Annotated in this window: 27 protein-coding genes; 8 read left to right on the top strand and 19 right to left on the bottom strand. The window is 69.5% G+C overall.

All coding sequences use genetic code 11. From position 1 onward, the window contains the following. Window positions 1–10: 10 nt before the first annotated feature. From accB to dusB, 13 genes are all read right to left on the bottom strand, one after another. A complete protein-coding gene (gene accB, locus AC1DTW_RS03205) occupies window positions 11–454 on the bottom strand; it encodes an acetyl-CoA carboxylase biotin carboxyl carrier protein (protein WP_477979059.1) in 444 nt (147 codons plus the stop codon). Between the two features lie 334 nt (window positions 455–788). Beyond that, a complete protein-coding gene (locus AC1DTW_RS03200; protein ID WP_477979057.1) occupies window positions 789–1,289 on the bottom strand; it encodes a TlpA family protein disulfide reductase in 501 nt (166 codons plus the stop codon). Between the two features lie 14 nt (window positions 1,290–1,303). After that, the gene (locus AC1DTW_RS03195; RefSeq protein WP_477979055.1) at window positions 1,304–1,900 is read right to left on the bottom strand and encodes a hypothetical protein; all 597 of its coding nucleotides are present in this window, start codon (window positions 1,898–1,900) and stop codon (window positions 1,304–1,306) included. Window positions 1,901–1,951: 51 nt separating this feature from the next. Beyond that, window positions 1,952–2,731 (bottom strand): transglycosylase domain-containing protein, encoded by a 780-nt coding sequence (locus tag AC1DTW_RS03190; RefSeq protein WP_477979053.1) that lies wholly within the window; start codon window positions 2,729–2,731, stop codon window positions 1,952–1,954. Then, a complete protein-coding gene (gene aroE, locus AC1DTW_RS03185) occupies window positions 2,728–3,573 on the bottom strand; it encodes a shikimate dehydrogenase (RefSeq protein ID WP_477979051.1) in 846 nt (281 codons plus the stop codon). The genes AC1DTW_RS03190 and aroE overlap by 4 nt, the downstream gene beginning before the upstream one ends. 83 nt (window positions 3,574–3,656) lie before the next feature. Beyond that, window positions 3,657–4,523, bottom strand: a complete 867-nt coding sequence (locus AC1DTW_RS03180) for an energy transducer TonB (RefSeq protein WP_477979049.1) — start codon at window positions 4,521–4,523, stop codon at window positions 3,657–3,659. Between the two features lie 7 nt (window positions 4,524–4,530). Next, complete coding sequence (locus AC1DTW_RS03175; protein WP_477979047.1) at window positions 4,531–6,597, bottom strand: ribonuclease catalytic domain-containing protein; 2,067 nt, start codon at window positions 6,595–6,597, stop codon at window positions 4,531–4,533. Between the two features lie 28 nt (window positions 6,598–6,625). Further along, window positions 6,626–7,174, bottom strand: coding sequence for a crossover junction endodeoxyribonuclease RuvC (gene ruvC, locus AC1DTW_RS03170; RefSeq protein WP_477979045.1), 549 nt, complete (start codon window positions 7,172–7,174; stop codon window positions 6,626–6,628). A 10-nt stretch (window positions 7,175–7,184) separates the two neighbouring features. Continuing rightward, window positions 7,185–8,156 (bottom strand): phosphatidate cytidylyltransferase, encoded by a 972-nt coding sequence (locus AC1DTW_RS03165; RefSeq protein ID WP_477979043.1) that lies wholly within the window; start codon window positions 8,154–8,156, stop codon window positions 7,185–7,187. A 1-nt stretch (window position 8,157) separates the two neighbouring features. Continuing rightward, window positions 8,158–8,775 (bottom strand): lysophospholipid acyltransferase family protein, encoded by a 618-nt coding sequence (locus AC1DTW_RS03160; RefSeq protein ID WP_477979041.1) that lies wholly within the window; start codon window positions 8,773–8,775, stop codon window positions 8,158–8,160. 160 nt (window positions 8,776–8,935) lie between these two features. Further along, window positions 8,936–10,513: a bifunctional phosphoribosylaminoimidazolecarboxamide formyltransferase/IMP cyclohydrolase gene (purH, locus tag AC1DTW_RS03155; protein WP_477979039.1), complete on the bottom strand. Its 1,578-nt coding sequence runs from the start codon at window positions 10,511–10,513 to the stop codon at window positions 8,936–8,938. Then, on the bottom strand, window positions 10,510–10,749 hold the full coding sequence (locus AC1DTW_RS03150; RefSeq protein WP_056461487.1) for a helix-turn-helix domain-containing protein: 240 nt from the start codon (window positions 10,747–10,749) through the stop codon (window positions 10,510–10,512). Before AC1DTW_RS03150 ends, purH begins: the two co-directional genes overlap by 4 nt. Next, the gene (gene dusB / locus AC1DTW_RS03145; protein ID WP_477979036.1) at window positions 10,746–11,795 is read right to left on the bottom strand and encodes a tRNA dihydrouridine synthase DusB; all 1,050 of its coding nucleotides are present in this window, start codon (window positions 11,793–11,795) and stop codon (window positions 10,746–10,748) included. Before dusB ends, AC1DTW_RS03150 begins: the two co-directional genes overlap by 4 nt. Window positions 11,796–11,906: 111 nt before the next feature. On the opposite strand from dusB, the gene AC1DTW_RS03140 reads away from it, so the two are divergent. Both AC1DTW_RS03140 and AC1DTW_RS03135 read left to right on the top strand, forming a co-directional pair. Beyond that, window positions 11,907–12,392 carry a YqaA family protein gene (locus AC1DTW_RS03140; protein WP_477979034.1) on the top strand — a complete coding sequence of 162 codons (486 nt, stop codon included), beginning with the start codon at window positions 11,907–11,909 and terminating at the stop codon, window positions 12,390–12,392. A gap of 15 nt (window positions 12,393–12,407) precedes the next feature. Next, window positions 12,408–13,904 (top strand): carboxypeptidase M32, encoded by a 1,497-nt coding sequence (locus AC1DTW_RS03135; protein WP_477979032.1) that lies wholly within the window; start codon window positions 12,408–12,410, stop codon window positions 13,902–13,904. 61 nt (window positions 13,905–13,965) lie between these two features. Here AC1DTW_RS03135 and AC1DTW_RS03130 read toward each other — a convergent pair whose 3' ends face one another. Together AC1DTW_RS03130 and AC1DTW_RS03125 are read right to left on the bottom strand one after the other, a co-directional pair. Then, complete coding sequence (locus tag AC1DTW_RS03130; RefSeq protein WP_477979030.1) at window positions 13,966–14,493, bottom strand: phasin family protein; 528 nt, start codon at window positions 14,491–14,493, stop codon at window positions 13,966–13,968. An 82-nt stretch (window positions 14,494–14,575) separates the two neighbouring features. Next, on the bottom strand, window positions 14,576–16,321 hold the full coding sequence (locus tag AC1DTW_RS03125) for a diguanylate cyclase (protein WP_477979028.1): 1,746 nt from the start codon (window positions 16,319–16,321) through the stop codon (window positions 14,576–14,578). 186 nt (window positions 16,322–16,507) lie between these two features. Between AC1DTW_RS03125 and AC1DTW_RS03120 the strand changes: the two genes are divergently transcribed. Continuing rightward, complete coding sequence (locus AC1DTW_RS03120) at window positions 16,508–18,505, top strand: SDR family oxidoreductase (RefSeq protein ID WP_477979026.1); 1,998 nt, start codon at window positions 16,508–16,510, stop codon at window positions 18,503–18,505. 57 nt (window positions 18,506–18,562) lie between these two features. Here the strand turns inward: AC1DTW_RS03120 and AC1DTW_RS03115 are convergent, their stop codons facing one another. The 4 genes from AC1DTW_RS03115 to AC1DTW_RS03100 are packed head-to-tail and all read right to left on the bottom strand — an operon-like array spanning window position 18,563 to window position 21,729. Next, window positions 18,563–19,165: an ABC-type transport auxiliary lipoprotein family protein gene (locus AC1DTW_RS03115; RefSeq protein ID WP_477979024.1), complete on the bottom strand. Its 603-nt coding sequence runs from the start codon at window positions 19,163–19,165 to the stop codon at window positions 18,563–18,565. Then, the gene (locus AC1DTW_RS03110; protein ID WP_477979022.1) at window positions 19,162–20,148 is read right to left on the bottom strand and encodes an MlaD family protein; all 987 of its coding nucleotides are present in this window, start codon (window positions 20,146–20,148) and stop codon (window positions 19,162–19,164) included. The genes AC1DTW_RS03115 and AC1DTW_RS03110 overlap by 4 nt, the downstream gene beginning before the upstream one ends. 36 nt (window positions 20,149–20,184) lie before the next feature. Next, a complete protein-coding gene (locus tag AC1DTW_RS03105) occupies window positions 20,185–20,955 on the bottom strand; it encodes an ABC transporter ATP-binding protein (RefSeq protein WP_477979020.1) in 771 nt (256 codons plus the stop codon). A gap of 9 nt (window positions 20,956–20,964) precedes the next feature. Beyond that, complete coding sequence (locus tag AC1DTW_RS03100) at window positions 20,965–21,729, bottom strand: MlaE family ABC transporter permease (RefSeq protein WP_477979018.1); 765 nt, start codon at window positions 21,727–21,729, stop codon at window positions 20,965–20,967. A 120-nt stretch (window positions 21,730–21,849) separates the two neighbouring features. Between AC1DTW_RS03100 and argB the strand changes: the two genes are divergently transcribed. The 5 genes from argB to pdeM are packed head-to-tail and all read left to right on the top strand — an operon-like array spanning window position 21,850 to window position 25,806. Next, window positions 21,850–22,785 (top strand): acetylglutamate kinase, encoded by a 936-nt coding sequence (gene argB, locus AC1DTW_RS03095; protein WP_477979016.1) that lies wholly within the window; start codon window positions 21,850–21,852, stop codon window positions 22,783–22,785. Further along, the gene (locus AC1DTW_RS03090) at window positions 22,782–23,699 is read left to right on the top strand and encodes a DMT family transporter (protein ID WP_477979014.1); all 918 of its coding nucleotides are present in this window, start codon (window positions 22,782–22,784) and stop codon (window positions 23,697–23,699) included. The genes argB and AC1DTW_RS03090 overlap by 4 nt, the downstream gene beginning before the upstream one ends. Beyond that, a complete protein-coding gene (locus AC1DTW_RS03085; protein WP_477979012.1) occupies window positions 23,696–24,439 on the top strand; it encodes a pyrimidine 5'-nucleotidase in 744 nt (247 codons plus the stop codon). The genes AC1DTW_RS03090 and AC1DTW_RS03085 overlap by 4 nt, the downstream gene beginning before the upstream one ends. Continuing rightward, on the top strand, window positions 24,436–25,107 hold the full coding sequence (slmA, locus tag AC1DTW_RS03080; protein WP_477979010.1) for a nucleoid occlusion factor SlmA: 672 nt from the start codon (window positions 24,436–24,438) through the stop codon (window positions 25,105–25,107). Before AC1DTW_RS03085 ends, slmA begins: the two co-directional genes overlap by 4 nt. A gap of 18 nt (window positions 25,108–25,125) precedes the next feature. Further along, entirely contained in the window at window positions 25,126–25,806 is a 681-nt protein-coding gene (gene pdeM, locus AC1DTW_RS03075) for a ligase-associated DNA damage response endonuclease PdeM (RefSeq protein WP_477979008.1), read from the top strand. Window positions 25,807–25,868: the final 62 nt, after the last annotated feature.

Here is a 25,868-nt window from a genome sequence, read left to right as displayed (position 1 = left end):
TGCGACGGCCTTATTCGATGATGAACAAGGGCTGTCCGAACTCCACGGCCTGGCCGTTCTCGCACAGGATGCGGGTCACCGTGCCGGCCTTGTCGGCCTCGATCTCGTTCATGATCTTCATCGCCTCGATGATGCAGATCGGGTCGCCTTCCTTGATCGTGTCTCCGACCTCGGCGAACGGCTTCGTGCCGGGGTTGGCCGAACGGTAGAAGGTGCCGACCATCGGCGACTTGACCGCATGGCCGGTCTGGACCGGCGCGGCAGGTGCTTCGGCCACGACCGGCGCGGCCGCGGGCGCGATCATCGGCGGCGCGGGCGCATAGTGCATCTGCACCGGCGCGGCAGGTTCGGTCTTGACGATGCGCACCTTGCCGTCGGCTTCGGTGATTTCGAGCTCCGAGATGTTCGATTCGGAGACAAGGTCGATCAGCGTCTTCAGCTTGCGAAGGTCCATGGCGTATCAAGTCCTGTCGGTGGGGCGGCCGCAGCGGGCGCGCCAGTGGGGGCGATCAGGAACCGAATGCCGAAGAACGGCGCCGTGACCGGCTGCGCTCGTTCTGCATCGTTCCCGCCGCCCCGCGTCGTGATCTGTTCAAGACGAGGGCCCATCTCTAGGGCCCTTGTTGGTTCGTTTCGTTTGTCTTGCGGGCCACGAGAGCTCGCGCTTCGGCAACAACAAAGACGAATACTTTACGCGGGTTGATCGAAATTGCCCGCTGTTGACAAGAATTAAATCCGCGTTATGGGTTTTGGCCTCGACACCCGTCGCAACCGGGCTCATCGGTGCATCAGCCCAGCGATTTGACCCAGGCCTGCAGGTCCGCCGGCGCCACGATCCCCAGCTTGCGCTCGGCGAGGCGGCCCTGGCGGTCGAACACGGCGGTGAACGGCAACCCCCCGCCGCTGTTGCCGAGCTGGCGCGCAAGCCCGATGCCGTCGCTGCCTGCCAGCCCGATCGCAAAGCCGACCGGATGCTTGCCGAGGAACTCGAGCACCGGGGCCAGATTGTCCACGGCGATCCCCGCAACCTGCCAGCCGGCCGCCGCCTGCTCGCGCTGGAAGCGGTCGAGCAGCGGCAGCTCGCTGACGCAGGGCGGGCACCAGGTGGCCCAGAAGTTCAGCAGCAGCGGCCGACCCCGAAATGCGCTCAACGCCATCTGGCCGCCGGTGGGTTGGTCGAACTTCAGCGCCCAGAGCGCTGCCTCCGGTGCGGGCGCCGGCGCGCGGCCACGCCACAGCGCGGTGCCCAGGCCCGCCGCACCCGCCAGCGCAGCCACGCCGGCCAGCATCGCGCCGCGCCGCCTCATGGCGCCGCAAGCAGCTTGCGCAGCGCGGCCAGGTCGCCGCGCTGCGAGCGGCCGCCGCCGTCGGGTTTCAGCGCGCCGCGCAGATCGTCGTGATCGAGCACGCTCAGGTGCACGGTGATGTTCTCGCCGAGCTCGGCGCTGTCGTGCGCGACGCTCAGCACGTCGATCGGCTCCCCACGCGGGCCGGGGCGGCTGCCGACGTCGTAGTCGACCTTGCGATCGATCAGCGCGAGCTCGGCGGCCTTCGAGTCGTCGCAGAAGAGCTCGAGGTGGATGTTGTTCAGCCGGGTCGCGGTGCCGCGCCAGACCGCGCCGGTCAGGTGCGGCCGAAACTCCGCGAGCTGCTCCATCCACAGGCCGGCGATCGTGCGCAGCGCCGCGAGCTCGGCCGGTTGGGTTGCGGCGCAGAAGATCGCCAGGTAGCTGCGCACCTCGTCTTCGACGAGGTCGTTGCCGGGCAGCTCGCTGGCGCGCGTGCCGGGCCGCCCCAACGCGCGCGCCGCGCGGCGCTTCGCGGGGCCGTATTCCATGCCTTCTTCGACGACGAGGCGCGCGGCCGTCGCGGCGATCTCTCCGGTCAGCGCTGAGCTCATGCGTGATTCTAGGAACCGGCGGCGCGGCACATCGACCTGCGGGTCATGCGGTCACGGCAGCTCGACGGCCGCCATGCGTGCGCCGACCGTCCCGGCGCGGCCGATCACGTAGGGCGAACCGGGTCGCTTCTCGAAGCGTTTCGGTGCCGGCAGCATCACCGCCAGCTGCGCCGCCTGCGCCGCGCCGAGGTTGCCGGCGCCGACGTGGAAATAATGCTGCGCGGCGGCCTCGGCCCCGAACACGCCTTCGCCCCATTCGACGTTGTTCAGGTAGATCTCGAGGATGCGCTGCTTGCCGAGCACGCCCTCCAGCATCAGCGTGATCGCGAGCTCCTGGCCCTTGCGCAGCAGGCTGCGTTCGCCGCCGAGAAACAGGTTCTTCGCGAGCTGCTGCGTGATCGTCGAGCCGCCGACGATCTTCGGCTGCGCGCGCACCGCCGGCCGCACGGGCAGGGCCTTGCCGGTCGCAGTCTTCTGCAGGCGCCGGGCCAGCTGCTCGTTGATCTTCTCGACCCGGGCCTCGGCCTTCTGGTTGCGTTCCCAGGCCTTCTCGAGCGCGTCCCACTCGACGCCGCTGTGCTCGCTGAAGCCCGCGTCCTCGGAGGCGATCACCGCGCGCTTCAGGCTCGGCGAGATGCGCTCGTACGGCAGCCACTGCTGGCGCCAGGCGAGCGCATGTTTCTCGGTCAGCAGCCGCCATGCCTCGGAGCGCTGGAACGTCGTCGACTGCGGGTCGACCAGCGTCATCAACGCGATGCGCGCGAGGAAATACAGCTGCAGCGCGAGCGCGGACACAAACAGCAGCACGGCGAGGCGCCAGGCCGCCTTCACGATGAAGCGTCCCGCGCGGCAGCGGTCATGCGCTCGCGCAGCGCGACGAGCACCGGTGCCGTCTGCGGGCGCACGCCGCGCCAGAGCTCGAACGCCGCGGCGGCCTGCTCGACCAGCATCCCGAGGCCGTCGCGCCCTTGTGCGCCATGCGCGGCGGCCCAATCGACGAAGCCTTGCGCGGCCGGGCCGTACATCATGTCGAGCGCCAGCGCGCCGGGCGCGAGCACCGCCGGCGCGACCGGGATGCCGGCGCCCTGCATGCTGCTGGCCGACGCGTTGACCACGACATCGAAATCGCGCTCCGGTGCGTCCAGCGACGCGGCCCGCAGCATGCACGAACCGGCCGCGGGATCGTGCCGGCGGACCAGCGCCCGCGCCTTGTCGAGCGTGCGGTTGGCGACGACGAGCTCGGCCGGGCGCGCCGCGAGCAACGGGCCGAGCGCGCCCGCCGCCGCACCGCCCGCGCCGATCAGCAGCACGCGCCGGCCGGCCAGCGCGACGCCGGCGTTGCGCTCGATGTCGTTGACCAGGCCGATGCCGTCGGTGTTGTCGGCCAGCCATCCGGCGGGGTCGAAGCGCAGCACGTTCGCGGCCTGCGCGAGCGCCGCGCGTTCGCTGTGCCGCGGCGCCAGCCCGAACGCATCGAACTTGAACGGCACCGTGACATTGCAGCCCCTCACGCCGCTGGCCGCCAGCGCGCGCACGGCATCGGCGAAGCCGTCGAGCGGCACCAGCAACCGGCCGTAGCTCATCGCCTGGCCGGTCTGGCGCGCGAACTCGGCGTGGATGAACGGCGATTGGCTGTGCTCGACCGGGTTGCCGGCGACGACGTAGTGATCCATCGAGGTCAATGGTGCACCCTTCGCGCTGTGCGCGGTCCCGCCGAGCGGGAGTTGAGCCCCTTCGGGCGGCCGGGCGGGACTCATCAGCGGGACGGGGCCGCGGTGAGCGTCGTCTCGAGGCCCTCTTCGCGCGTGAACTTGAAGCGCGAGGTGATCACGAGCTGGTCGGCGCGCCGCCGCATCGCCGCGTTGAACGGCCCGAACGGCGCGGCCGCACGCACGATCGCGACCGCGCGGCGATCCAGCACCTTCGAGCTCGATGGCCGCACGATCTCGGTGTCGACGACACGCCCGGCGGCGTCGACCGTCACGTTCATCGTCAGTTCGCCGTACAGCTTGCGGCCCTGGTTCTCGGGGAAATTGCGTGTGCCGCGGTCTTCGATCTTGCGGCGCAGCTGGTCGTAGTACATCGCGTAGACCTCTTCGCGCGTCGCCGGGCTGATGTAGCGCTTCTTCGGGCGCGCATTCTCTTCGTTGACGCGCTTCTCGATCTCGGCCAGCAGCTGCACCAGCTGGCGCCGCCGCTCCTCCTGGGCCTGCTCGTCGGGGTTGCCCTGCTCGCGCTGCGGGTCGGGTGCAGGCAGCAGCGCGAGCTCGCGGCGGATCTGCGCGAGCAGCTGCTGCTGCGTCTCCTGCAGTTGCTCGATGCGCTTGCGCGCCTCTTCGTTCGCGTCACCGGTCTCGAGCGTGGCCGAGGGCGGCAGCGGCGAGGTCGCGCGGCCGGCCTCGGCCTCGCCGCCGCCGGCCAGCGCGGCCTGCGCGATGGCCTGCGCCTTCTCGGGCGGTTCGCCGGAGCGCGAATTGACGAGGATCACCTCGAGCGGCGTGTCCTGGAAGATGCGATTGAAGCCCTCGGGATCGACGATGCGCACCGCCAGCAGCGCGATGTGCACGCCGAACGAGACGATCAGCGCGATCTGCAGGGTCGAGAGTTTGCGCAGCAGCTGCATGGGCGCGTCAGGTGGCGGGTGCGGCGTCGGCGGTTTGCGGCGGCGCTTCTTCGCCGGCGTCGGCCTGCACGTCGATCGCGAGCGTCAGCGGGCCGGCGCTCTCGGCGAGTTCGTCGGCATCGGCTTCAGTGCTTGCAGTGTCGAGCGGCGCGGCCACGTCGTCGAGACGCGCGATCACGCTGGCATGCACGTCGAGCGTCAGCAAGTCGGTGCCGCCGACGCGCACGCGCACATGCGCGCCGCGCGGCAGGCTGTCGGCACCGACGGCGCGGAACACCAGCGGCAGCGTGTCGGCGCGCACCAGGCCGTCCTTCATCACGACGGCGTCGAGCTCGTGGATGTCGTCCTGCGCCAGCGCGCGCAAGGTCCAGTAGCGCTCGATGCCTTGCTGGAAGCCGTTGTACTCGGCATAGGCCGAATCGAAGGCCGAAATGATCGCGAACAGGTGCACGTCCTTCGGCTTGAACGGCGCCGCCAGCGCGGCGCTGCGGCCATGGCGTGCGCACGCAATGATCTGCCACTGATTCACCAGGTCGACATAGCGGCGCAGCGGCGAGGTCGCCCAGGTGTACTGCGCGACACCCATGCCGGCATGCGGCGCCGGCTTCGTGCCCATGCGCACCTTCACGCCCGGCGCCATGCTCGCCTGGCTGCGGTAGATGCCGGGCACGCCGTTCTGCGCGATCCAGCCGCCCCAGGTGCAGTTGGCCAGGATCATCGCCTCGGCGACGATCAGGTCGAGCGGCGAGCCGCGTTGCCGGGTCATGATCAGCACGCGTTCGGCGCCTTGCGGCTCGGTGCCGTCGAGGCCATCACCCCGCACGAGGCGGAAGTTGTAGTCGGGCCGGTTGAAGTTCTCGGGCTTGCCGCGCACGACCTCGCGCTGCGCCTTCAGATGGCGCGCGAGGCGGAAGGCGAACGCGAGCTCGGGTGCGAACTCGTAGGGCGCCGGTTCGGCGCCGAGCAGCGTCGCCTCGGTGATCACCGTGTCGAGCTGATCGTGGCGCAGGTTCGCGCCGATCGGCACGCGCTCCAGCTTGGTCTCGCTGCCGGTGACCGCCAGCGTGGCTTCGTCCAGCGTGAGGTACAGGGAGACGGCCGGACACTCGCGCCCGGCGATCAGCGTGTAGGCCTGCACCACCTCGTCGGGCAGCATCGTCAGCTTGTGGCCGGGCATGTAGACGGTCGACAGCCGTGCGCGCGCGACCTGGTCGAGCGCGGTGTCCGGCGTGAAGGCCAGTCCCGGCGCCGCGATGTGGATGCCGAACGTGACCGTGCCGCTGCCCAGGCCCTGCACCGACAGCGCATCGTCGATCTCGGTCGTCGCCGAATCGTCGATCGAGAACGCGCGCACCGGGGCGACCGGCAGCGCCTCCTTGATGGCAGGCGCCTGCAGCGCCGGGAAGCCGGTGCCCTTCGGGAAGTTCTCGAACAGGAAACGCCGCCAATGGAACTGGTACGGCGAATCGATCGCACCCGCCGCCTTCAGCAATTCGAGCGGCGCCTTCTGCGAACGGCGCGCGGCCTCGACGACCGCCTTGTACTCGGCGGCGTTCTTGTCGGGCTTGAACAGCAGCTTGTAGAGCTGCTCGCGCACCGGCGCCGGGCATTGGCCCTGGATCAGTTCGCCGGCCCACGCGTCGATCTGCGCGGCGATCTGCTTCTTGCGCTCGATGCCGAGCAGCGCGGCCTTGACGATCTCTTCCGGCGCCTTGCGGAAGTTGCCCTTGCCGAGCCGACGGAAGTAGTGCGGTGCCTCGAACAGCCGGAACAGCGCGGCGGCCTGTTTGTCGATGCCGGCGCTGGCCTCGAAATACTCGCGCGCCAGATCGCCGAAGCTGAACTCGGTGTCGGGCGCGAATTCCCAGGCGAGGTCGAGGTCGATCTCTTTCGCCAGCGCCTGCGCCGAGGCGATCAGCTCGGCAGGTTGCGGCTTGTCGAACTTGAGCAGCACGTTGGCTGACTTGACCTTGACGCGCTTGCCGGAGTCGAGCTCGATCTGCATCGAGGTGTCGGCTTCCGTCATCACGCGGCCGGCGAGGAACTTTCCGGCTTCTTCGAAGAGGGCATACATGGGTGCAATTGTCGCCTGAGCGATTCCCTCAGTAGCTGCGCCCGCGTCGGTACTGCGCGTGCGCGCGCGGCGCCAGCGTCGCAGTGCGCGCGAGTGCGGCCAGCGACGCGCCGGCATGCGCGTGGCAGATCGCGAGGCCGAGCGCGTCGGCGGCGTCCTTGCCGGGCAGGCCGGGCAGCGCGAGCAGCCGCATCACCATTTCCTGCACCTGTTCCTTGCGCGCCTGGCCGTGGCCGACGATCGCCTTCTTCATCTGCAGCGCGGTGTATTCGGCGACGGTCAGCTCGGCCGTGACGAGCGCCGTCAGCGCCGCGCCGCGCGCCTGCCCGAGCAGCAGCGTGGACTGCGGGTTCACGTTGACGAACACGATCTCGACCGACGCGCAGGTCGGCTGGTAGCGCTGCGCGATCTCGCGCACGCCGTCGAAGATCACCTTCAGGCGCAACGGCAGCGAGCCGGATTCGACCGACTCGGTCTTGATCGTGCCGCTCGCGATGTAGTGCAGCCTGGAGCCCACCGATTCGATCACGCCGAAGCCGGTCGTGCGCAGGCCGGGGTCGATGCCGAGGATTCGCATGGCAAGCAGCCTACACGCCGAAGTACCAGCGCACCGAATGGAAGAACACCGGCGCTGCAAAACACAGCGGCGCGACGCGGTCGAGCAGCCCGACCGCGCCGGTCACCGAGGCCTTGCCGCCCCACGAGCGCACGCCGGCGTCGCGCTTCAGCGCGTGCATCACGAACTCGCCGAGCGTGCCGCTGCCGCCGGCGATCAACCCCATCAGGATCGCGCCCCAGGGGGTTCTGAACGGTGTCGACCAATAGAGCAGCCCGCCGGCGAGCGCCGCGGAGCCGGCGCCGATGCCCCAGGCGCGCCACGAGAACGAGCGGCTGATCGCGCGCGCCACCGGGCGGCGGCGCAGGCGCCGGCTCGCGGCCTCCTGCACGATCTGCGCGATCGCGACGACGACGACCAGGTACAGCACGAGGAACGCGCCGCGGTCGCGGTAGTCGGGCAGGTCGAGCAGCAGCAGTGCGGGTGCATGGCTCATGCCGTAGACGCAGACCATGATGCCCCACTGGATCTTCGCGGTGCGCTCGAGAAAGCGCTGCGGGTCGTTGCCGAGCGCGCTGACGACCGGGATCGCGAGGAACACGTAGACCGGGATGAACACCGTGAACAGATTGAACTGCTGGTTCGCGACGATGAAGTACTGCAGCGGCAGCACCGCGAAGAACGCGAGCAGCAGGCTGCGGTGATCGCCGCGCCGCGTGTGCGTCAGCGTGACGAACTCGCGCAGCGCGAGAAACGAGACCAGGCCGAACAACAGCGTCGAGACGATGCCGCCGGCGACCCACGAAATCCAGAACAGCACCGCGCCGATCCAGACCGCGCGCAGATCGCGCTTGAACTGCTCGTGCGCCGTCAGCTCGGCATCGCTGCGATCGCGCAGCGTGCGGCTGAACGCGATCACCGTGACGACGCTCAGCATGCCGAACAGCACGACGAACAGCAGGCCGATCTGCTGCGAAACGGTCAGGTGGCGAAGTGCGCCCATGTCAGTGGACTGCGCGCAAGGCCATCACCGCGTTGCGCGCGCGCTCGAGAAAGCCGCGCTTGTCTTCGCCGGGGAACAGCTGCAGCGGCTTGCCGAAGGTCACCGAGCACAGGATCGGTACCGGCACGACCTCGCCCTTGGGCATCACGCGCTGCACGTTGTCGATCCACGCCGGAATCAGCGGCACTTCGGGGAAGGCCTCGGCCAGGTGGTACAGCCCGGCCTTGAACGGCGCCGGGTCGACCTTGTTGCCGCGTGTGCCCTCGGGAAAGATCACCAGCGAGTCACCGTGGCGCAGCGCCTCCGTCAGCGGTTCGAGCGGATCTTCGTCGTCGCTGCGCTGGCGGCTGACGTAGACCGCGTTGAAGATCTCGCGCGTGATCCAGTGCTTCAACTTCGAGCTGGTCCAGTAGTCGCGCGCGGCGATCGGCCGCGTCACGCTGCGCAGGTCGCGCGGCAGCGCGGCCCAGATCAGCACCCAGTCAAAGTGGCTCTGGTGGTTCGCAAAGTAGATGCGCTGCTCTGCCTTCGGCGGCGCGCCGTACCAGTGACCCTGCGCGCCGGTGATCAGCCGGGCGACGCCAGCGAGCGCGAGGCCGGCGAGCTCGGGGAGCTTCATCGTGTGCGTGCCGACGTCGATGCGGGAGCAGGCCGGCGGGGCGCTCTGCTCCGCTCATGTCCCCCGGCGTCGGCCTCCCGATGGCCTTGGCCGTCGCGACAGCCGAACGACTGCTTCGAGCCGAAGGCGGACATCGAAAGCGACCGGGCGCTGGTGACGTTCAATGCCGGAAGTGCCGCACGCCGGTCAGCACCATCGCGATGCCGCGTTCGTTCGCCGCCGCGATCACCTCGTCGTCGCGGACCGAGCCGCCGGGTTGGATCACGCAGGTCGCGCCGGCATCGATGACGACATCGAGCCCGTCGCGGAACGGGAAGAACGCGTCGCTCGCGACCGCCGAGCCTTGCAGGGTCAGGCCGGCGTTCTCGGCCTTGATGCTGGCGATGCGCGCCGAGTCGATGCGGCTCATCTGGCCGGCGCCGACACCCAGCGTCATGCCGCCGCCGCAGAACACGATCGCGTTGCTCTTGACGTACTTCGCGACCTTCCATGCGAACAGCAGGTCGTCAAGCTGCCGGGGTGTCGGCTGCAGCGCCGTCGCGCACTTCAGTTCGGCGCCGGTCATCTCGCGGTTGTCGGCGCTCTGAATCAACAGGCCCGAGCTGACGCGCTTGAGCTCCTGCGCGTTGCGACCGCGTGACCCGTCGGCAGGTAGCGGAATCCGCAGCACGCGCGTGTTCGGCTTCGCCTTGAAGATCGCCAGCGCCTCGGGCGTGAAGCTCGTGGCCATCAGCACTTCGACGAACTGCTTCGCGATCAGCGTGGCGCCGGCGCCATCGAGTTCGCCATTGAAGGCAATGATGCCGCCGAAGGCCGAGGTCGGATCGGTCTTCAGGGCCTTCGCATAAGCCTCGCCCGCGTTCGCGCCGAGCGCGACGCCGCACGGGTTCGCGTGCTTCACGATCACGCAGGCCGGTGTCTCGAACGACTTCACGCACTCCCACGCCGCATCGGCGTCGGCGATGTTGTTGTACGAGAGCTCCTTGCCCTGCAGCTGCGTGGCGGTCACGAGCGAACCGGGGGCAGGGTGCAGGTCGCGATAGAACGCGGCGCTCTGGTGCGGGTTCTCGCCGTAGCGCAGGTCTTGCAGCTTGACGTAGCTCGGGTTGACCTGGGCCGGGAACGCTTGACGCGTGCCGTCGGCGTTCAGCGACGACAGGTAGTCGCTGATCGCGCCGTCGTAGTTCGCGATGCGGTTGAAGGCCGCGACAGCCAACGCGAACTTCGTCGCGCGGCTGACGGCGCCGCCTTGCTGCAACTCGGCGAGCACGCCGGCGTACTGCGACGCGTCGGTCAGCACCGCCACATCGTTCCAGTTCTTCGCGGCCGAGCGCACCATCGCGGGGCCGCCGATGTCGATGTTCTCGATCGCCTCCTCGAGCGTGCAGCCGGGCTTCGCGACCGTCGCCTCGAACGGGTACAGGTTGACGACCAGCAGATCGATCGTCGCGATGCCGTGTGCGCTCAGCGCTGCCATGTGCTCGGGCAGATCGCGTCGCGCGAGCAGGCCGCCGTGGATCGTCGGGTGCAGTGTCTTGACGCGGCCGTCGAGCATCTCGGGAAAGCCGGTGTGCGCGGCGACCTCGGTGACCGGCAGCCCGGCGTCGGCGAGCAGCTTGGCGGTGCCGCCGGTCGACAGCAGCTTGATGCCGAGCGCATGCAGCGCGCGGGCGAATTCGAGCACGCCGGTCTTGTCGGAGACCGAGAGCAGGGCAGTGAGCGGGTGTCGTTGTGTCATTTGATCAGCTTGTGGTCGAGCAGCTTGCGGCGCAGTGTGTTGCGATTGATCCCGAGCCACTCGGCCGCGCGGCTCTGGTTGCCCTCGGCGTGCTTCATCACGACGTCGAGCAGCGGCTTCTCGACCACGCCGAGGATCATCTCGTACATCGCCGCGGGTTCGACGCCGCGCAGGTCTTTGAAGTAGATCTCGAGGCTGTCGCGAATGCACTCTTCGATGTGGGTCGGCTTCTTCATGCGAATGCGCTTTCTTCTGTCTCTTGTTCTTCGATGGCCGAATCGCCCGCACGCGGCAACAGGCGGTGCACCTCGGCGAGCGCGTCGAACCAGTCGGTGACGGCACGCACCTGCGCCTCGCAGGTCTCGAGCAGGTTCATGCGGGCGCGGAACGCCTCGCCGCCGGGCAGCGCGCGCACGGTCCAGCCGATGTGCTTGCGCGCGGTGCGCACGCCGGCAAACTCGCCGTACAGCCCGTAGTGATCGTTCAGGTGTTCGAGCAGCCAGCTTTTCGCCTGCGCGACCTCGGGCGCCGGCAGCGGCGTGCCGGTTTCGAGAAAGTGCGCGATCTCGCGAAAGATCCACGGCCGGCCTTGCGCGGCGCGGCCGACCATGATCGCGTCGGCGCCGGTCGCCGCGAGCACGTCGCGCGCCTTCTCGGGTGAATCGATGTCGCCGTTCGCGACCACCGGGATGCGCAGCGCGGACTTCACCGCGGCGACCGTCGCGTATTCGGCGGCACCCTTGTAGCCCTGCTCGCGCGTGCGGCCGTGCACCGTGACCATGGCGACGCCGGCGCTCTCGGCGGCGCGCGCGAGGCGCAGTGCGTTGCGTTCGGTATCGCACCAGCCGGTGCGCATCTTCAGCGTCACCGGCACGTTGCGCGGCGCGCAGGCAGCGACCACCGCGTCGATGATCGAGAGCGCGAGCGGCTCGTCCTGCATCAGCGCCGAACCGGCCCACTTGTTGCAGACCTTCTTGGCCGGGCAGCCCATGTTGATGTCGATGATCTGCGCGCCGCGGTCGATGTTGTAGGCCGCGGCCTCGGCCATCATCTGCGCGTCGGTGCCGGCGATCTGCACGGCGATCGGCGCGACCTCGCCGTCGTGGTTCGCGCGGCGGCTGGTCTTCAGGCTGGCCCAGAGATCCTTGCGCGAGGTCACCATCTCGCTGACCGCGTAGCCGGCGCCGAGCCGCTTGCAGAGCTGGCGGAACGGCCGGTCCGTGACGCCGGCCATCGGGGCGGCGAAGAGGCGGTTCGCCAGCGGGATGTGGCCGATCTGCATGGCGAGGGTGGCTGCGGGTCTGCTGAAAAAGGAGGCAGAAGTATAGCGGCGGCCCGGCGGCCCCGAGTCCGGGTTCGACCCCCGGTCGCGGGCTGTTCATAATCCTGCGCGATGGAAGCCTGGGTCGAATCGCTGTTGCCGCTGCTGGCCTTGCCGAGATTCGGGCTGAGCACGCTGTTCGTGATCTCGTTCGTGTCGGCCACGCTGCTGCCATTGGGCTCGGAGCCGGCGGTGTTCGGCTTGATCAAACTCAACCCCGAGATGTTCTGGCCGGCGATCCTGGTCGCGACCGTCGGCAACACGGCCGGCGGCGCGGTGACCTGGTGGATGGGCTATGGCGCCGAGCGCGCCTACGAGCACGTTAGCCACCACAAGCCGACCGATGCGCGCGCGGTGCGCTGGCTCGAGCGCTGGGGCACGAAGGCCTGTCTGCTGTCATGGCTGCCGATCGTCGGCGATCCGTTGTGCGCGGTCGCCGGCTGGCTCCAGCTGCCGTTCTGGCCGTGCCTGATCTACATGGCGATCGGCAAGTTCCTGCGCTACGTCACGATGACGAGCGCGATGCTCTGGTTCTGGCCCGGGCAATTCATGCAGTAGAGGGTTCGAGACGAAATGAGCAGCAGCCACACCGCATACGACGAGCTGGCCGGCATCTGGACCCGGCTGCACCGCTTCCAGCACCTGCAGTCGATCGCCGGCTGGGACCAGGCCGCGATGATGCCGACCAAAGGCAACCAGGCCCGCGCCGACGCGATGGCCGAGATGGAAGGCCTGCTGCACGGCATGCGCACCGACCCGAGGCTGGCCGATCTGCTGCAGCGCGCCGCGGCCGAAGGCATCGATGCGTTCGCGCGTGCGAACCTGGGCGAGATCCGGCGCGAATGGCGCGTCGCGAACGCGCTGCCGCAGGCGCTGGTCGAGACGCTGTCGCTCGCCGGTGCGCGCTGCGAGCACGCCTGGCGCACGCAGCGGCCGGCGAACGACTGGGCCGGCTTTCTGCAGAACTTCCGCGAGGTTCTGAAGCTCGGCCGCGAGGTCGCGCAGCGCCTCGCCGATGCGACCGGTCTGGCGCCCTACGACGCGCTGATGGACCAGTACGAACCCGGCACGACCCGCGCCGATGTCGACCGTGTCTTCGGCGATCTGCAGCAATGGCTACCCGGCCTCGTGCAGCAGGTGCGCGAGCGGCAGGCGCGCGAGACCGTGATCGAACCGGTCGCCCCATTCCCGAAGGCCGCGCAGCGCGCGCTGAGCCTCGACGTGATGGCGCTGCTCGGCTTCGACTTCGACGCCGGCCGGCTCGACGAGAGCGCACATCCGTTCAGCGGCGGCGTGCCCGAGGACACGCGTCTGACGACGCGCTACCGCGAAGACGATCTGATGCAAAGCCTGATGGGCACGATCCATGAGACCGGCCACGCGCGCTACGAGCAGAACCTGCCGCGCGAGTGGCTGGGCCAGCCGATCGCGCACGCGCGCTCGATGGGCATCCACGAGAGCCAGAGCCTGAGCTTCGAGATGCAGCTCGGGCGCAGCCGGGCCTTCGCCGAACTGCTCGCGCCGCTGCTGCGGCAGCGCTTCGGCGACCAGGCGGCATTCGAGCCGGACAACCTGCACCGGCTGATGACCCGCGTCAGACCCGGCCTGATCCGCGTCGACGCCGACGAGCTGACCTACCCGGCGCACGTGATCCTGCGCTACGGCATCGAGACGAAGCTGATCGACGGCACGATCGAGGCCGACGACATCCCGGCGCTGTGGGACGAAGGTATGCAGTCGCTGCTCGACCTCGACACGCGCGGCAACTACACCGACGGCTGCCTGCAGGACGTGCACTGGACCAGCGGCGCGTTCGGCTACTTTCCCTGCTACACGCTCGGCGCGATGTATGCGGCGCAGTGGTTCGCGGCGATCCGGCGCATGCACCCCGATCTCGATGCGTGCATTGCGCGCGGCGAACTGTCGCCGGCGCTGGATTGGCTGCGCGACAACATCTGGCGCCAAGGCAGCCGCTGGCGCACCGCCGAACTGGCGACGCGGGCGAGCGGCGAAGCGCTGAACCCGTCGCACTTCCGCCGGCACCTCGAGACGCGCTATCGCGGCGCCTGACGCCGGATCTCGGATGCGACGAGGGGCGCCGCAGCGCCCCTCGTGGTCTCGGAATCCGCGCTCAGGCCGCGGTGGACTTGCGCGCCGTCGCGCGTTTGGCAGGCGCCTTCTTGGCGGCGGCCTTCTTCGCCGGCGCCGCGGCCTTCGTCGCCGGCGCGGTCTTCGACAGCTTCGCGACCTTCGCGCCGAGCTCGTCGATGCGCGCCATCAGCGCGTCCACGTCCTTCGCCGACGGCACACCGAGCTTGTTCAGCGCCTTTGCAGTGCGCTCCTCGAAGATGCCTTCGAGCTTGTCCCAGTGCTGACCCGCCTTGGCCTGCACGTCGCCGGCCATGCTGGTCATCTTGCTGGTGACTTCGCTGATCTTCTCTTCGGCGGCCGAGCTGGTCTTCTTCTGCAGCGTCGCGCCTTCCTTGACCAGCGCCTCGAAGACCTTCGTGCCCTCGGCCTGCGCGCGCGAGAACGCGCCCATGCCGGCGAGCCAGATCTGCTGCGCCGAATCCTTCACCTGGCCGGCGAGCGCGCTGTCGAACAGGCGGCCGGTGGAGGCGGCCTGCTTGGCGGCCATCTGCTTGAGTTTCTTGACCATCGTGCGTGTCCTTTGGCGAATGAAGCGCAGCGGTGCGCTGCGAGCCCGCGTGACTATAGGAGGCCGCCGTGGAGAGCGCAGCCTAATCGCCTGCCGCAACGACCACGCGATTGCGCCCGCCGCGCTTGGCGTCGTACAGCGCAGCGTCGGCGTGCTCGATCATCCGGCCCCACGGGTCGCCGCAGCGCGCGGCCAGCGTGCCGAAACTGGCGCTCACCGTGACGCAGCGACCGTCCGGCAACGCGATCGGCGTGCCGGCGATGTCGCGACGCAGTTGCTCGGCGAGCCGGGCCAACGGTGCGCCGTCGAGTCCGGGCACCAGTACCGCGAACTCTTCGCCGCCGAAGCGCGCCACGCTGTCGCCGGCGCGGCAATTGGCCTTGACGCGCCGGGCGACTTCCTGGAGCACCGCGTCGCCGGCGCCGTGGCCGTAGGTGTCGTTGACGAGCTTGAAGTAGTCCAGGTCGAACAGGATCAGCCCGATCGCCTGCGGGGCCCCGGCCGGCGTCGAGGCGAGCACCCGGCCGATCGCGTCGAGTGCGCGCCGGTTCAGCAGGCCCGTCAGCGCGTCGTGCTCGGCCTGTTCCTTCAGCCGGGCGCTGGCGACCTGCCGATCCTGTTCGACCTGGTACTGGCGCAGCCGGCTGTCGTGCAGCACGTCGAGTGCCGACATCAGCGCGCGAACCTCGAGGCCGCCGCCCGGCGCGCGCGGCCGCTTCGGCGGTGGCGGATCGCCGGCCAGCGCCAACAGCTCGTGCTTGACCCGCAGCAACGGGCCGAAGATGCTCCGCCCGGCGGCCACGAGCAGGCCCAGCACGAGCGCGAGGATCGACGCGGCCACCGCGATGGTCGACCCGAGCAGCCGGCTCGCCCGGGTGATGTCGGCCTCGACGCGCTGCTGCGTGATGCCGATGATGGTGTCGCGCAGATCCTCGACCGCCTTCATTTCCGGGACGTAGCGCGACGTGAACTCGGTGGCGCTCAGCGCGCGCTGCGCCGGCCCCGGTGCCGGAGGGACGATGCTTCGCACCAGCGTCAGCCCGTTGCCGAAGTAGTGCTGCTCGATGTCGGCCTTCACCGCCGGCACGCGGCTGTCGCCGCTGTACAGCGCGATGTGGCGATCGAGCAGCACGCGCAGTTGCTCGAGGCGGCCGAGCAGGAAGCCGATGCGCGCGAGGCGGGTTTCGTCGAAGGCCTGACCGGTCGCCAGCGGCGGGATCAGCTGCGAGCCGAGCTGCCCGGCGTATTCGCGCGTCTCGCCCATCAGGCGCGCCATCATCACGTCGCCCGCCAGGCGCGAGTCGTCGGCCATGACCGCGGCGCCGCTGGCCGAAACGATCGGGTCGAGCGCACCGACCACCGCGAACATCGCGTCGATCACGGCCTGCACGTCGCCCGGCGTGCGCCCGGCCAGCGGCCGCGCCGCCGTCGCATCGCCGAAGGCACGCGCCGCCGCCAGCTGCGCGCGCGCCTGCTCGATCGGCGCCGCCAGCGCTTTCAGGCGCCCCGTCGCGTCGGCCGACACATGGCGGGCGAGATCGTCGAGCGCGGCGTCGCTGCGGGCGCGGAACTGCGCCAGCCGATCGTGCGAGGGACTGTGTGCCGCGGGCTCCTCGCCGAGCACGCTGTTGAACGGGCCGCGCTCCGCCGATACGCGGTTGGCGGCGAGCAAGGCCGCATGAAACCCCTCCACCAGGATCAGCGCCTCGCGGCCACGGTGCCAGTCCCGGTAGGTGGTCCAGACGAGTTGCGCGCTCAGCAAGCTCACGCCGAGCGAGACGGCGGCGGAGCCCAACCAGAGTTTGCGACTGAGCGAGAGCGGCTTCAAGGAACGGGCGGGCGTTGGCGGGGAAGGTCTGCGCGCAGCGGCGCAGCCGGGTTTCGTGGGGACCGATCGTCGCTCGTGGCGCGCTCGCTGGCCCGTAGCATAGCTCGGCGCCCCGGGTAAACGGGCAGGGGTGCGTCCGGATGATTGGTCAAGAATGCGCGCTGTCGAAACGCTTCAAGGACCAACATGCACTACTTCGTCACCGGTGCGACCGGCTTCATCGGCAAGCGCCTGGTCAAGACACTGCTGGCGCGCCGCGGTGCCACCGTGCACTTCCTGTTGCGGCCGGAGAGCGAAGGCAAGGTCGCGGGGCTGCTCGCGTACTGGGGTGTGACCCGGGCCAAGGCGATCCCGGTCTTCGGCGACCTGACCTCGAAGAAGCTCGGCATCGGCGCGGACGACCTGAAGAAGCTGAAGGGCAAGATCGACCACGTCTACCACCTCGCCGCGGTCTACGACCTCTCGGCCGACGAGGAATCGCAGGTCCGGGTCAACATCGAAGGCACGCGCAACGCGGTCGAGTTCGCGAAGGCGATCGACGCCGGGCACCTGCACCACGTCAGCTCGATCGCCGCGGCCGGCATGTACGAAGGCGTGTTCCGCGAGGACATGTTCGACGAGGCCGAGGGCCTGGAGCACCCGTACTTCATGACCAAGCACGAGAGCGAGAAGATCGTGCGCAAGGAGTCGAAGGTGCCATGGACCGTGTACCGCCCGGCGCTCGTCGTCGGCGATTCGCAGACCGGCGAGATGGACAAGATCGACGGCCCGTACTACTTCTTCAAGCTGATCCAGCGCATGCGCCAGATCCTGCCGCCGTGGATGCCGAGCATCGGCCTCGAAGGCGGGCGCATCAACATCGTGCCGGTCGATTTCGTCGTCGCATCGCTCGACCACATCAGCCACTCGAAGGCCGAGCTGAACAGGAAGTGCTTCCACCTCGTCGATCCGAACGGCTACCGGGTCGGCGACGTGCTCGACATCTTCAGCAAGGCCGCGCACGCGCCGAAGATGAACCTGTTCATCAACGCGGCGCTGCTCGGCTTCATCCCGAAGAGCGTCAAGAAGGGAATGATGGCGCTCGCGCCGGTGCGCCGCGTGCGCGCCGCGATCATGAAGGATCTGGGTCTGCCGGACGACATGATGACCTTCATCAACTTCCCGACCCGCTACGATTGCCGCGAGACGACGACCGCGCTGAAGGGCTCGGGCATCGAGTGCCCGGACCTGCGCGACTACGCGTGGCGGCTCTGGGATTACTGGGAACGCCACCTCGACCCGGCGCTGCGGATCGACCATTCGCTGCGCGGCACGGTTGCCGGCAAGGTCGTGCTCGTGACCGGCGGCTCGTCGGGGATCGGCCTGGCCGCGGCGGTCAAGTTCGCGAAGGCCGGCGCGATCACGATCATCTGCGCGCGCGATGAGGCCAAGCTAGCCGAGGCGCAGCGCGAGATCCTGGCCGAGGCCGGCAAGGACGCGACCGTCGTGACCTACTCGGCCGACATCGCGAACGAGGAAAGCTGCAAGGCCTTCGTCGAGCAGCTGACGGCCGACCACGGCGGCGTCGACTACCTGATCAACAACGCCGGGCGCTCGATCCGGCGTGCGATCGAGGCCAGCTACGACCGCTTCCACGACTACGAGCGCACGATGCAGCTGAACTACTTCGGTTCGCTGCGCATCACGATGGGGCTGCTGCCCGGCATGGTCGCGAAGCGCAAGGGCCATGTCGTCAACATCAGCTCGATCAGCGTGCTCGTCAATGCGCCGCGCTTCTCGGCGTATGTCGCGTCGAAGGCCGCGCTCGATGCGTGGACGAGCTGCGCCGCGAGCGAGTTCGCCGACCAGGGCATCACGTTCACGACCGTCAACATGCCGCTGGTGCGCACGCCGATGACCGCGCCGACGAAGATCTACGACAACATGCCGCTGCTCTCGACCGACGAGGCCTCCGACCTGATCGTGCAGGCCTGCGTCGACAAGCCGGTGCGCGTCGCCACAAGGCTGGGCATCTCGGTCGAGCTGCTGCACGCGGCCGTGCCGCGCATCACGCAGATCCTGATGAACACGACCTTCCGGATGTTCCCCGACAGCGCCGCGGCGAAGGGCGAGAAGGGCGGCAAGGCGACGCTCTCGGCCGAGGCGATCGCGATGTCCCAGATGATGCGCGGCATCCACTTCTAGGGCCCCGTTCTCTGCCGCCCGGGCTCCTCGGCGCGGGGCGCGCCGCGCGCACCGCTTCTAGCGCTTGTTGACGCTGCGCACCATGGCGGCCGCCTCGGCCGCCACTTTCTGCAGTGCGTTCGCGATGGCCTGCGCCTGGCCTTGTGCGGTGTCGGCATCGACCGGAACATCGGCACCGACCTCGCTCGTCTGCGGCGCCGATGCCGGCGTGCCGTAGCCGCTGACCGTGATGCGCGCGCGCGCCCGCAACTGCTGGGCGCCGCGCTGGTAGTCCAGCGGCGCGAGCTCGACCTGCAGGTTCAGGGCCGGCACCGGCTCGCCGCAAGTCGTGTCGCAGATCGCCCAACCGGGCAGCTGCTGGCGCAGCGCCGCGACGAAGCTGCGCGACACGCCGATCTCGATGCGCTCGGCCCAGTAGGTGTTCGGCCATTCGGCGAGCGTCGCGGCATCGGCGCGGTAGCGCACGCGGCGCGCGATCAGGTACTCGGGGATGCCGACGCGCCGCACCGCGAGCAGCGGCGCCGACGCGGCGGCCGCGGGCGGCGCCGCTGACGCCGGCGTGGCCGCCGGCAGGGTCAGCAGCACCGGCGCTGGCGACGGCGACGCGCAGGCCGCGACCACGACGGCGCAGGCGATGCAGGCGAGCTTCAAGACGTTCATTCGCGCTTGTTCCCGAAGATGACGGCGTTCGGTTTCTCTTCCAGCAACTCGCTCCAGTCGCGCAGGCCGCGCGCGGCTTGCGAGAGATCGCGCATCGCCGCGTCCAGGTCGCCGCGCAGCGAGGCGTTCGGCGCGGTCATCTCGGCCACGCGGAGCATCGCCAGCCGCGCCGATTCGGCCGCCTCGCGCGTGCCGGCGAGCGTGCGTTGCAGATCGGGCTGGGCGCCGACGACGGTCTGGCGCGTCGCGTCGGAGAGTTGCGTGATCGAGTTCAGCGTCGCGGCCGAGTTGACCTGCACCAGGCGGATCGCCTCGGTCGCCGCCTTCAGCGTGTCGCGCGATGCCGCGCCCGCGTTCGCGATCTCGCCGGAGACGCCCTGCAGCACCTTCTGCGTGCCGTCGAGCGTGTGCTGCACCGAGGTCAGCGTGCCGCGCAGTTCGCGCACGGTGTCGCGCACGTCCTGCACCGTGTCGCGCAGCGGCAGCTCGGCGACCTGCTCGATCAGCGCGCCGAAGCGCTCGGCCAGCGCCGGGATCTCGGGCTTGCTGCTGTCGCCGAGCAGCGTCGACGGCGTGCTCGGCACGAAGTCGAGTTCGATCGACTTCTGCCCGGTCACGAAGCTCTGCGCCACAAGCCGCGCGCGCAGCCCGCGCTGCACCAGCGTCGGCAGGTCGACCGGCGCGCTCTTGTCGGTGCCGTTGAAGCGCAGCGCCTCGGTGCGCAGCCGGATGCGCACCGGCACCAGCGCGTTCAGCGTGTCGCGGTCGACCTGGATGCTGATGTCCTCGACCTGCCCGATCGTCACGCCCCGGAAGCCGACCGGCGCGCCGACATAGAGGCCGGTGACGTTGCCCTTGTAGAAGATCATCGCCTCCTGCTGCTTGCGGAACAGGTCGTTGCCGCTCAGCCAGAGCACACCGGCAACGCCCATCACCAGGGCTGCGAGCACGAAGGCGCCGATCAGCAGGGCATTGCGTTTCATGGCGAGGCCGGAGCGGTTGAAGGCATGGTGGGAATGCTACGGGGTCGAGCCGTCTTCTGCCGCCGCCGGCTCCTCGCGGGCGAGAAACGCGCGCACGGTCGGGTGCGTCGCGCTGTCGCGCAGTTCGCGTGGGCTGCCATGCGCGATCGGGGTCTTGCTGTCGGCATCGAGAAAGATGCCATCGTCGGCGATCGCGAACAGGCTGGGCAGTTCGTGGCTGACGAACACGACCGCGCAGCCGGTGCGGTTGCGGATGTCGAGCACCAGGTTGTCGAGCTTCTTCGAGCTGATCGGGTCGAGGCCGGCGGACGGCTCGTCGAGGAACAGCAGCGGCGGCTGAGGTCCGATCGCGCGCGCCAGGCCGGCGCGCTTCTTCATGCCGCCGGACAGGTCCGACGGATAGAAGTCGGCGAACTTGCCGAGATCGACCCACTCGAGCACCTCGCGCGCACGCGCCTCGCGCTGCGGGGCATCGAGCCGCCCCTGCTGCTCGAGCGGCAGGCAGACGTTCTCGAGAATCGTCATCGACGACCACAGCGCGGCGCTCTGGAACAGCATGCCGAAGCCGGCGCGCAACGTGTTCTGGGCCGCCTCGTCGGCGGCCCAGTAGTCGACGCCGCTGTAGGTCACGCGCCCACGGGCCGGTCGCAGCAGCCCGACCATGTGCTTCAGCAGCGTGCTCTTGCCGCAGCCGCTGCCACCCATGATCGCGAAGATCGTGCCCGCTTCGACCTCGAAGCTGACGCCGGTCTGGATCAGCCGCTCGCCGAAGCGCATCTCGAGGCCATCGACCGTGAGCAGCGTCATCGCCGGCGCCTAGATTCCGAGCGCGTTCGCGCAGACCGCGAACACCGCATCGAGCACGATGATGCCGACGATGCTGACGACGACCGCGTTGGTCGTCGCGATGCCGACGCCGGCCGCGTTGCGCTGCGCGAAGAGCCCGCTGTAGCAGCCGACCAGGCCGATCAGCACGCCGAACACGAATGACTTGGCGATGCCCAGGCCCAGATGCGACCAGTCGAGCGCGAGCACGGTGCGGTCCATGTAGGCGGCCGGCGAGATGTCGAGCATGCCGGCCGAGACGATCATGCCGCCGAACAGGCCGGTGATGCAGCCATACACGTACAGCAGCGGCATCATCAGGAACAGCGCGAACACGCGTGGCAGCACCAGGAAGTCGATCGCGTTCAGGCCCAGCACCTCGAGCGCGTCGACCTCCTCGTTGGTCTGCATCGTCGCGAGCTCCGCGGCGAACGCCGCGCCGGTGCGCCCGGCCATCACGACGGCGGTGATGATCGCGGCCATCTCGCGCGCGACCGCAATGCCCACCAGGTCGGCCACGTAGATGCCGGCGCCGAACTTGACCAGCTGCACCGCGCCGACGAACGCGAGGATCGCGCCGACCAGCACGTTGACGACCGTGACGATCGGCACCGCGCGGGCGCTGCAATCGGCCGTCACGCGGCCCAGGTCCTTCAGGCGAAACTGCCAGCGCCCGGCGATCGCCTCGAAGGCGGAGATCAGCACGTGTCCGAGAAAGGCGACCGGCCGGACGGGGAGGATCGAGGCGAGCTGCATGGGGTGAGCGGCATTGTGCCGCGTCGGCCGCGGCGCGGCGCGCGCCGCGGCCGCCTTCGCGAAGCGCGCCGGAGTCGGCCCCTACAATCATTTTCAGCACGATCAACCAGCGAGCCGACCATGACCACCGACGGATCCCAAGCGGCTCCAGGCGCCGCCGCCGACACCCCCGATCTCTCGCACATCTCGCCGCGCGACAAGGCCGAGATCCTTGCGCAGGCGCTGCCGTACATCCGCAAGTTCCACGGCAAGACGATCGTGATCAAGTACGGCGGCAACGCGATGACCGACCCGGCGCTGCAGCAGGATTTCGCCGAGGACGTGGTGCTGCTCAAGCTCGTCGGGCTGAACCCGGTCGTCGTGCACGGCGGCGGCCCGCAGATCGAGGAGGCGCTCGCGAAGGTCGGCAAGAAGGGCACGTTCATCCAGGGCATGCGCGTGACCGACGACGAGACGATGGAGGTCGTCGAGTGGGTGCTCGCCGGCCAGGTGCAGCAGGACATCGTCGGGCTGATCAATGTCGCCGGCGGCAAGGCGGTCGGCCTGACCGGGCGCGACGGCGGGCTGATCCGCGCGCGCAAGCTGAAGATGGTCGACCTGAAGGACCCGAGCAAGGTGCACGATGTCGGCAACGTCGGCGAGATCGAGTCGATCGACCCGAGCGTCGTCAAGGCGCTGCAGGACGACCAGTTCATTCCGGTGATCTCGCCGCTGGGCTTCGGCGAGCACAACGAGAACTACAACATCAACGCCGATGTCGTCGCCGGCAAGCTCGCCGAGGTGCTGAAGGCCGAGAAGCTGATCATGCTGACGAACATCCCCGGCGTGCTCGACAAGGCCGGCAAGCTGCTGACCAACCTCTCGGCGCGCGAGATCGACGAGCTGTTCGAGGACGGCACGATCAGCGGCGGCATGCTGCCGAAGATCGACTCGGCGCTCGCCGCGGCGAAGAACGGCGTCAACACCGTGCACATCATCGACGGCCGCGTGCCGCACGCGATGCTGCTCGAGGTGCTGACCGAGCAGGCCTACGGAACCATGATCCGTTCGCATTGAATTCGCGCCCGGACCGATCGAACGCCGCGCTGCTCGCCGCCTGCGGGGCCGGCGCGCTGTGGGGCACCGGCGCGCTCGTCGTCAACCTGCTGATCCGGCGCCACGGCTTCAGCCCCGAGACGATCTCGTTCTGGCGCTTCGTCGTCGGCTCGGTCGTGCTGCTCGCGGTGTTCGGCCGGCCGGCGCTGTGGCGGGCGGTGCGGCCGCAGCTTGGGTTGGTGCTTGCGTCAGGGGCCTGCATGTCGTTCTACGTGCTGTGCTGGTTCCTCGGCATCGAGCGCATCGGCGCGTCGATCCCGACGCTGATTGCGTTGTGCCTGCCGCCGGTGCTGGTGACGATCGTCGCGGTGCTGCGCGGGCAGGAGCGCGTCGACGCGCCGCTGCTGATCGTGCTCGCCGCGGCGCTCACCGGCACCGCGCTGATCGTCGCGCGCCACGGCGGCAGCTCGGGTGAACTGCCGGCGGGCGTGATGCTGGCCGGTGTCGGCTTCTCGATCGCGTCGGCGGTGCTTTACGCGGCCTTCACGCTGGTCAGCGGGCGCCTGTCGCAGCGCCTCGGCGCCGGGCCGATGACGACCTGCCTGACGATCGTCGCGGCGCTCGTGATCGGCCTGTCGTCCCTCTATCGGCCGCTCGCCTGGCCGGCCGAGGTCGCGCCCGAGGCCTGGCTGCTGTACCTCGGCGTCGTCACCGCGGCGCTCGCGCTGCTCGCGTTCAGCTGGGGCGCGGCGCGGCTGACGCCGACCGCGTTGACGGTCGCGACGCTGGTCGAACCGCTGACCGCGGTCGCACTGTCGGCGCTGCTGCTGGGCGAGCAGCTCAGCGGCTGGCAGTGGCTCGGCGGCGCGCTGCTGATGGGCAGCATCTGGGGGCTGAGCGTGCGCCAGGCCGGCCCGCAACGGAGCGTCGCGTGAAGGCGTCGTCGACCCGCCGGGTCTGGTTGTTCGACCTCGACAACACACTCCACGACGCGAGCCATGCGGCGTTCGGCGCGACCAATGTCGCGATGAACGAGTACATGGTCAGCCACCTCGGCATCGACCTCGAGGAGGCCGGCCGCTTGCGCCAGCACTACCTGCGCCGCTACGGCGCGACGCTGCTCGGCCTGGTACGGCACCACGGCGTAGCCGCCGCGCATTTTCTCGAGCAGACGCACCAGCATCCCGGGCTCGAGGACCGGCTGCGCATGAGCCGTCATGACCGGGCCGCGCTGCGGCGGCTGCGCGGCCGCAAGTACGTCCTGACGAATGCACCGCGCGCCTACACGATGCGCGTGCTGAACACGCTGCACCTGGCCGAGCTGTTCGACGGCGTGCTCAGCATCGAGGACATGACGATGTTCGGCCATTTGCGGCCCAAGCCCGATGCGCGCATGTTCCGCAGCATCGCGGCGCGCCTGAAGGTGCAGCCTGCCGACTGCGTGCTGGTCGAAGACATGCTCGACAACCAGAAGGCCGCGCGCGGCCTGGGCATGCGCACCGTGTGGATGCAGCGCTACCTCGGCGGGCGCTATCGCGGACACCTGCGCTTCGGCCCCGACGGCGGCGCCAACAACGCTTCGCGGCCCCTCGAAGTTGGTGTTCACCCTTGCCCTAGCCCGCGCTACGTGTGTGCCAAAATCCGTTCGCTGCAACAGCTCGTGACGCTGCGATGAACGACCCTTCCGAAGCCAGCGCCGAGCCCGCCGATCCGATCGATGAAGCTGTCCGAGCGGCAGAGCCCGCGCTGGCCGCCCCGGTTCGCAAACGTCCGAAGCCCGGCGAGCGCCGCGTCCAGATCCTGCAGACCCTGGCCGGCATGCTCGAACAGCCCGGCGCCGATCGCATCACGACCGCCGCGCTGGCCGCGAAGCTCGATGTTTCCGAGGCCGCGCTGTACCGGCACTTCGCGAGCAAGGCGCAGATGTTCGAGGGCCTGATCGAGTTCATCGAGCAGACCGTGTTCACGCTCGTCAACCAGATCCACGAGCGCGAGGCCGCCGGCGCCGTGCAGGTGCAGAAGATGCTGACCGTGCTGCTGCAGTTCGCCGAGAAGAACCCCGGGATGGCGCGTGTCATGGTCGGCGATGCGCTGGTGTTCGAGAACGAGCGCCTGCTCGCGCGCATGAACCAGTTCTTCGAGCGCTTCGAGTCGCAGCTGCGCCAGGGCCTGCGCGGCATGGCCGATGCAGCCGGCTCGGCCACACCGACCGTCGATGCGAACGCACAGGCTTCGGTGCTGACCGCGTTCGCGGTCGGTCGCCTGCAGCGCTTCGCGCGCTCCGGCTTCAAGCGCAGCCCGACCGAGCACCTCGAGGCCGCGCTGCGCATGCTGGCGCCGTAGGCGAATCCCGCTCCTTCGATGAGTGCGGCGGCCACCGTCACCCTCGAGATCGCCGGCAGCACGCTGATGCTGCTGCCCGAGAAGGTGATCTTCCTGCCCGACGCCGATACCTTGCTCGTCGCCGACGCGCACATCGGCAAGGCGACCAGCTTTCGCCAGCTCGGCGTGCCGGTGCCGTCGGGCACGACCGGCGAGACGCTCGCGGCGCTGACCCGGCTGATCCACCGGCTGGCCGTCACGCGCATCGTTTTTCTCGGTGACTTCCTGCATTCGGCGCGATCGCTCGGCGCCGACACATCCGCGGCGCTGCTGCGCTGGCGCGAACTGCACAGTGCGGTCGAGTTGACGCTGGTGCGCGGCAACCATGACGACCGCGCCGGCGACCCGCCGGCCGTGCTCGACATCCAGCCCTTCGACCAGCCGTTGCGGCTGAAGGGCCTGGCGCTGAGCCATCACCCACGGCCGGCGGCCGGAGCGTTCGTGCTCGCCGGGCACCTGCACCCTTGCGTCAGCGTCGGCGGGCGCGCGCACGACCGGCACCGGCTGCCGTGCTTCTGGTTTTCGAACCAGGTCGGCGTGCTGCCGGCGTTCGGCGCATTCACCGGGATGCAGGCCATCCGCGCGCGACCCGGCGAGCGCGTCTTCGCGGCCGCGCCGGACCGCGTGTTCGAGCTGCTGCCGAGGGCGAAGGGCGCCTAGATCGGGCGCCGCTACACTGCCGCTTCCCCGCGCCCGCCGCGGCGTCTTCTCGCCCTACGCAT

The organism is Rhizobacter sp. P5_A1 (genome assembly GCF_056400745.1).
This window is presented reverse-complemented; position numbering and strand designations above follow the sequence as displayed.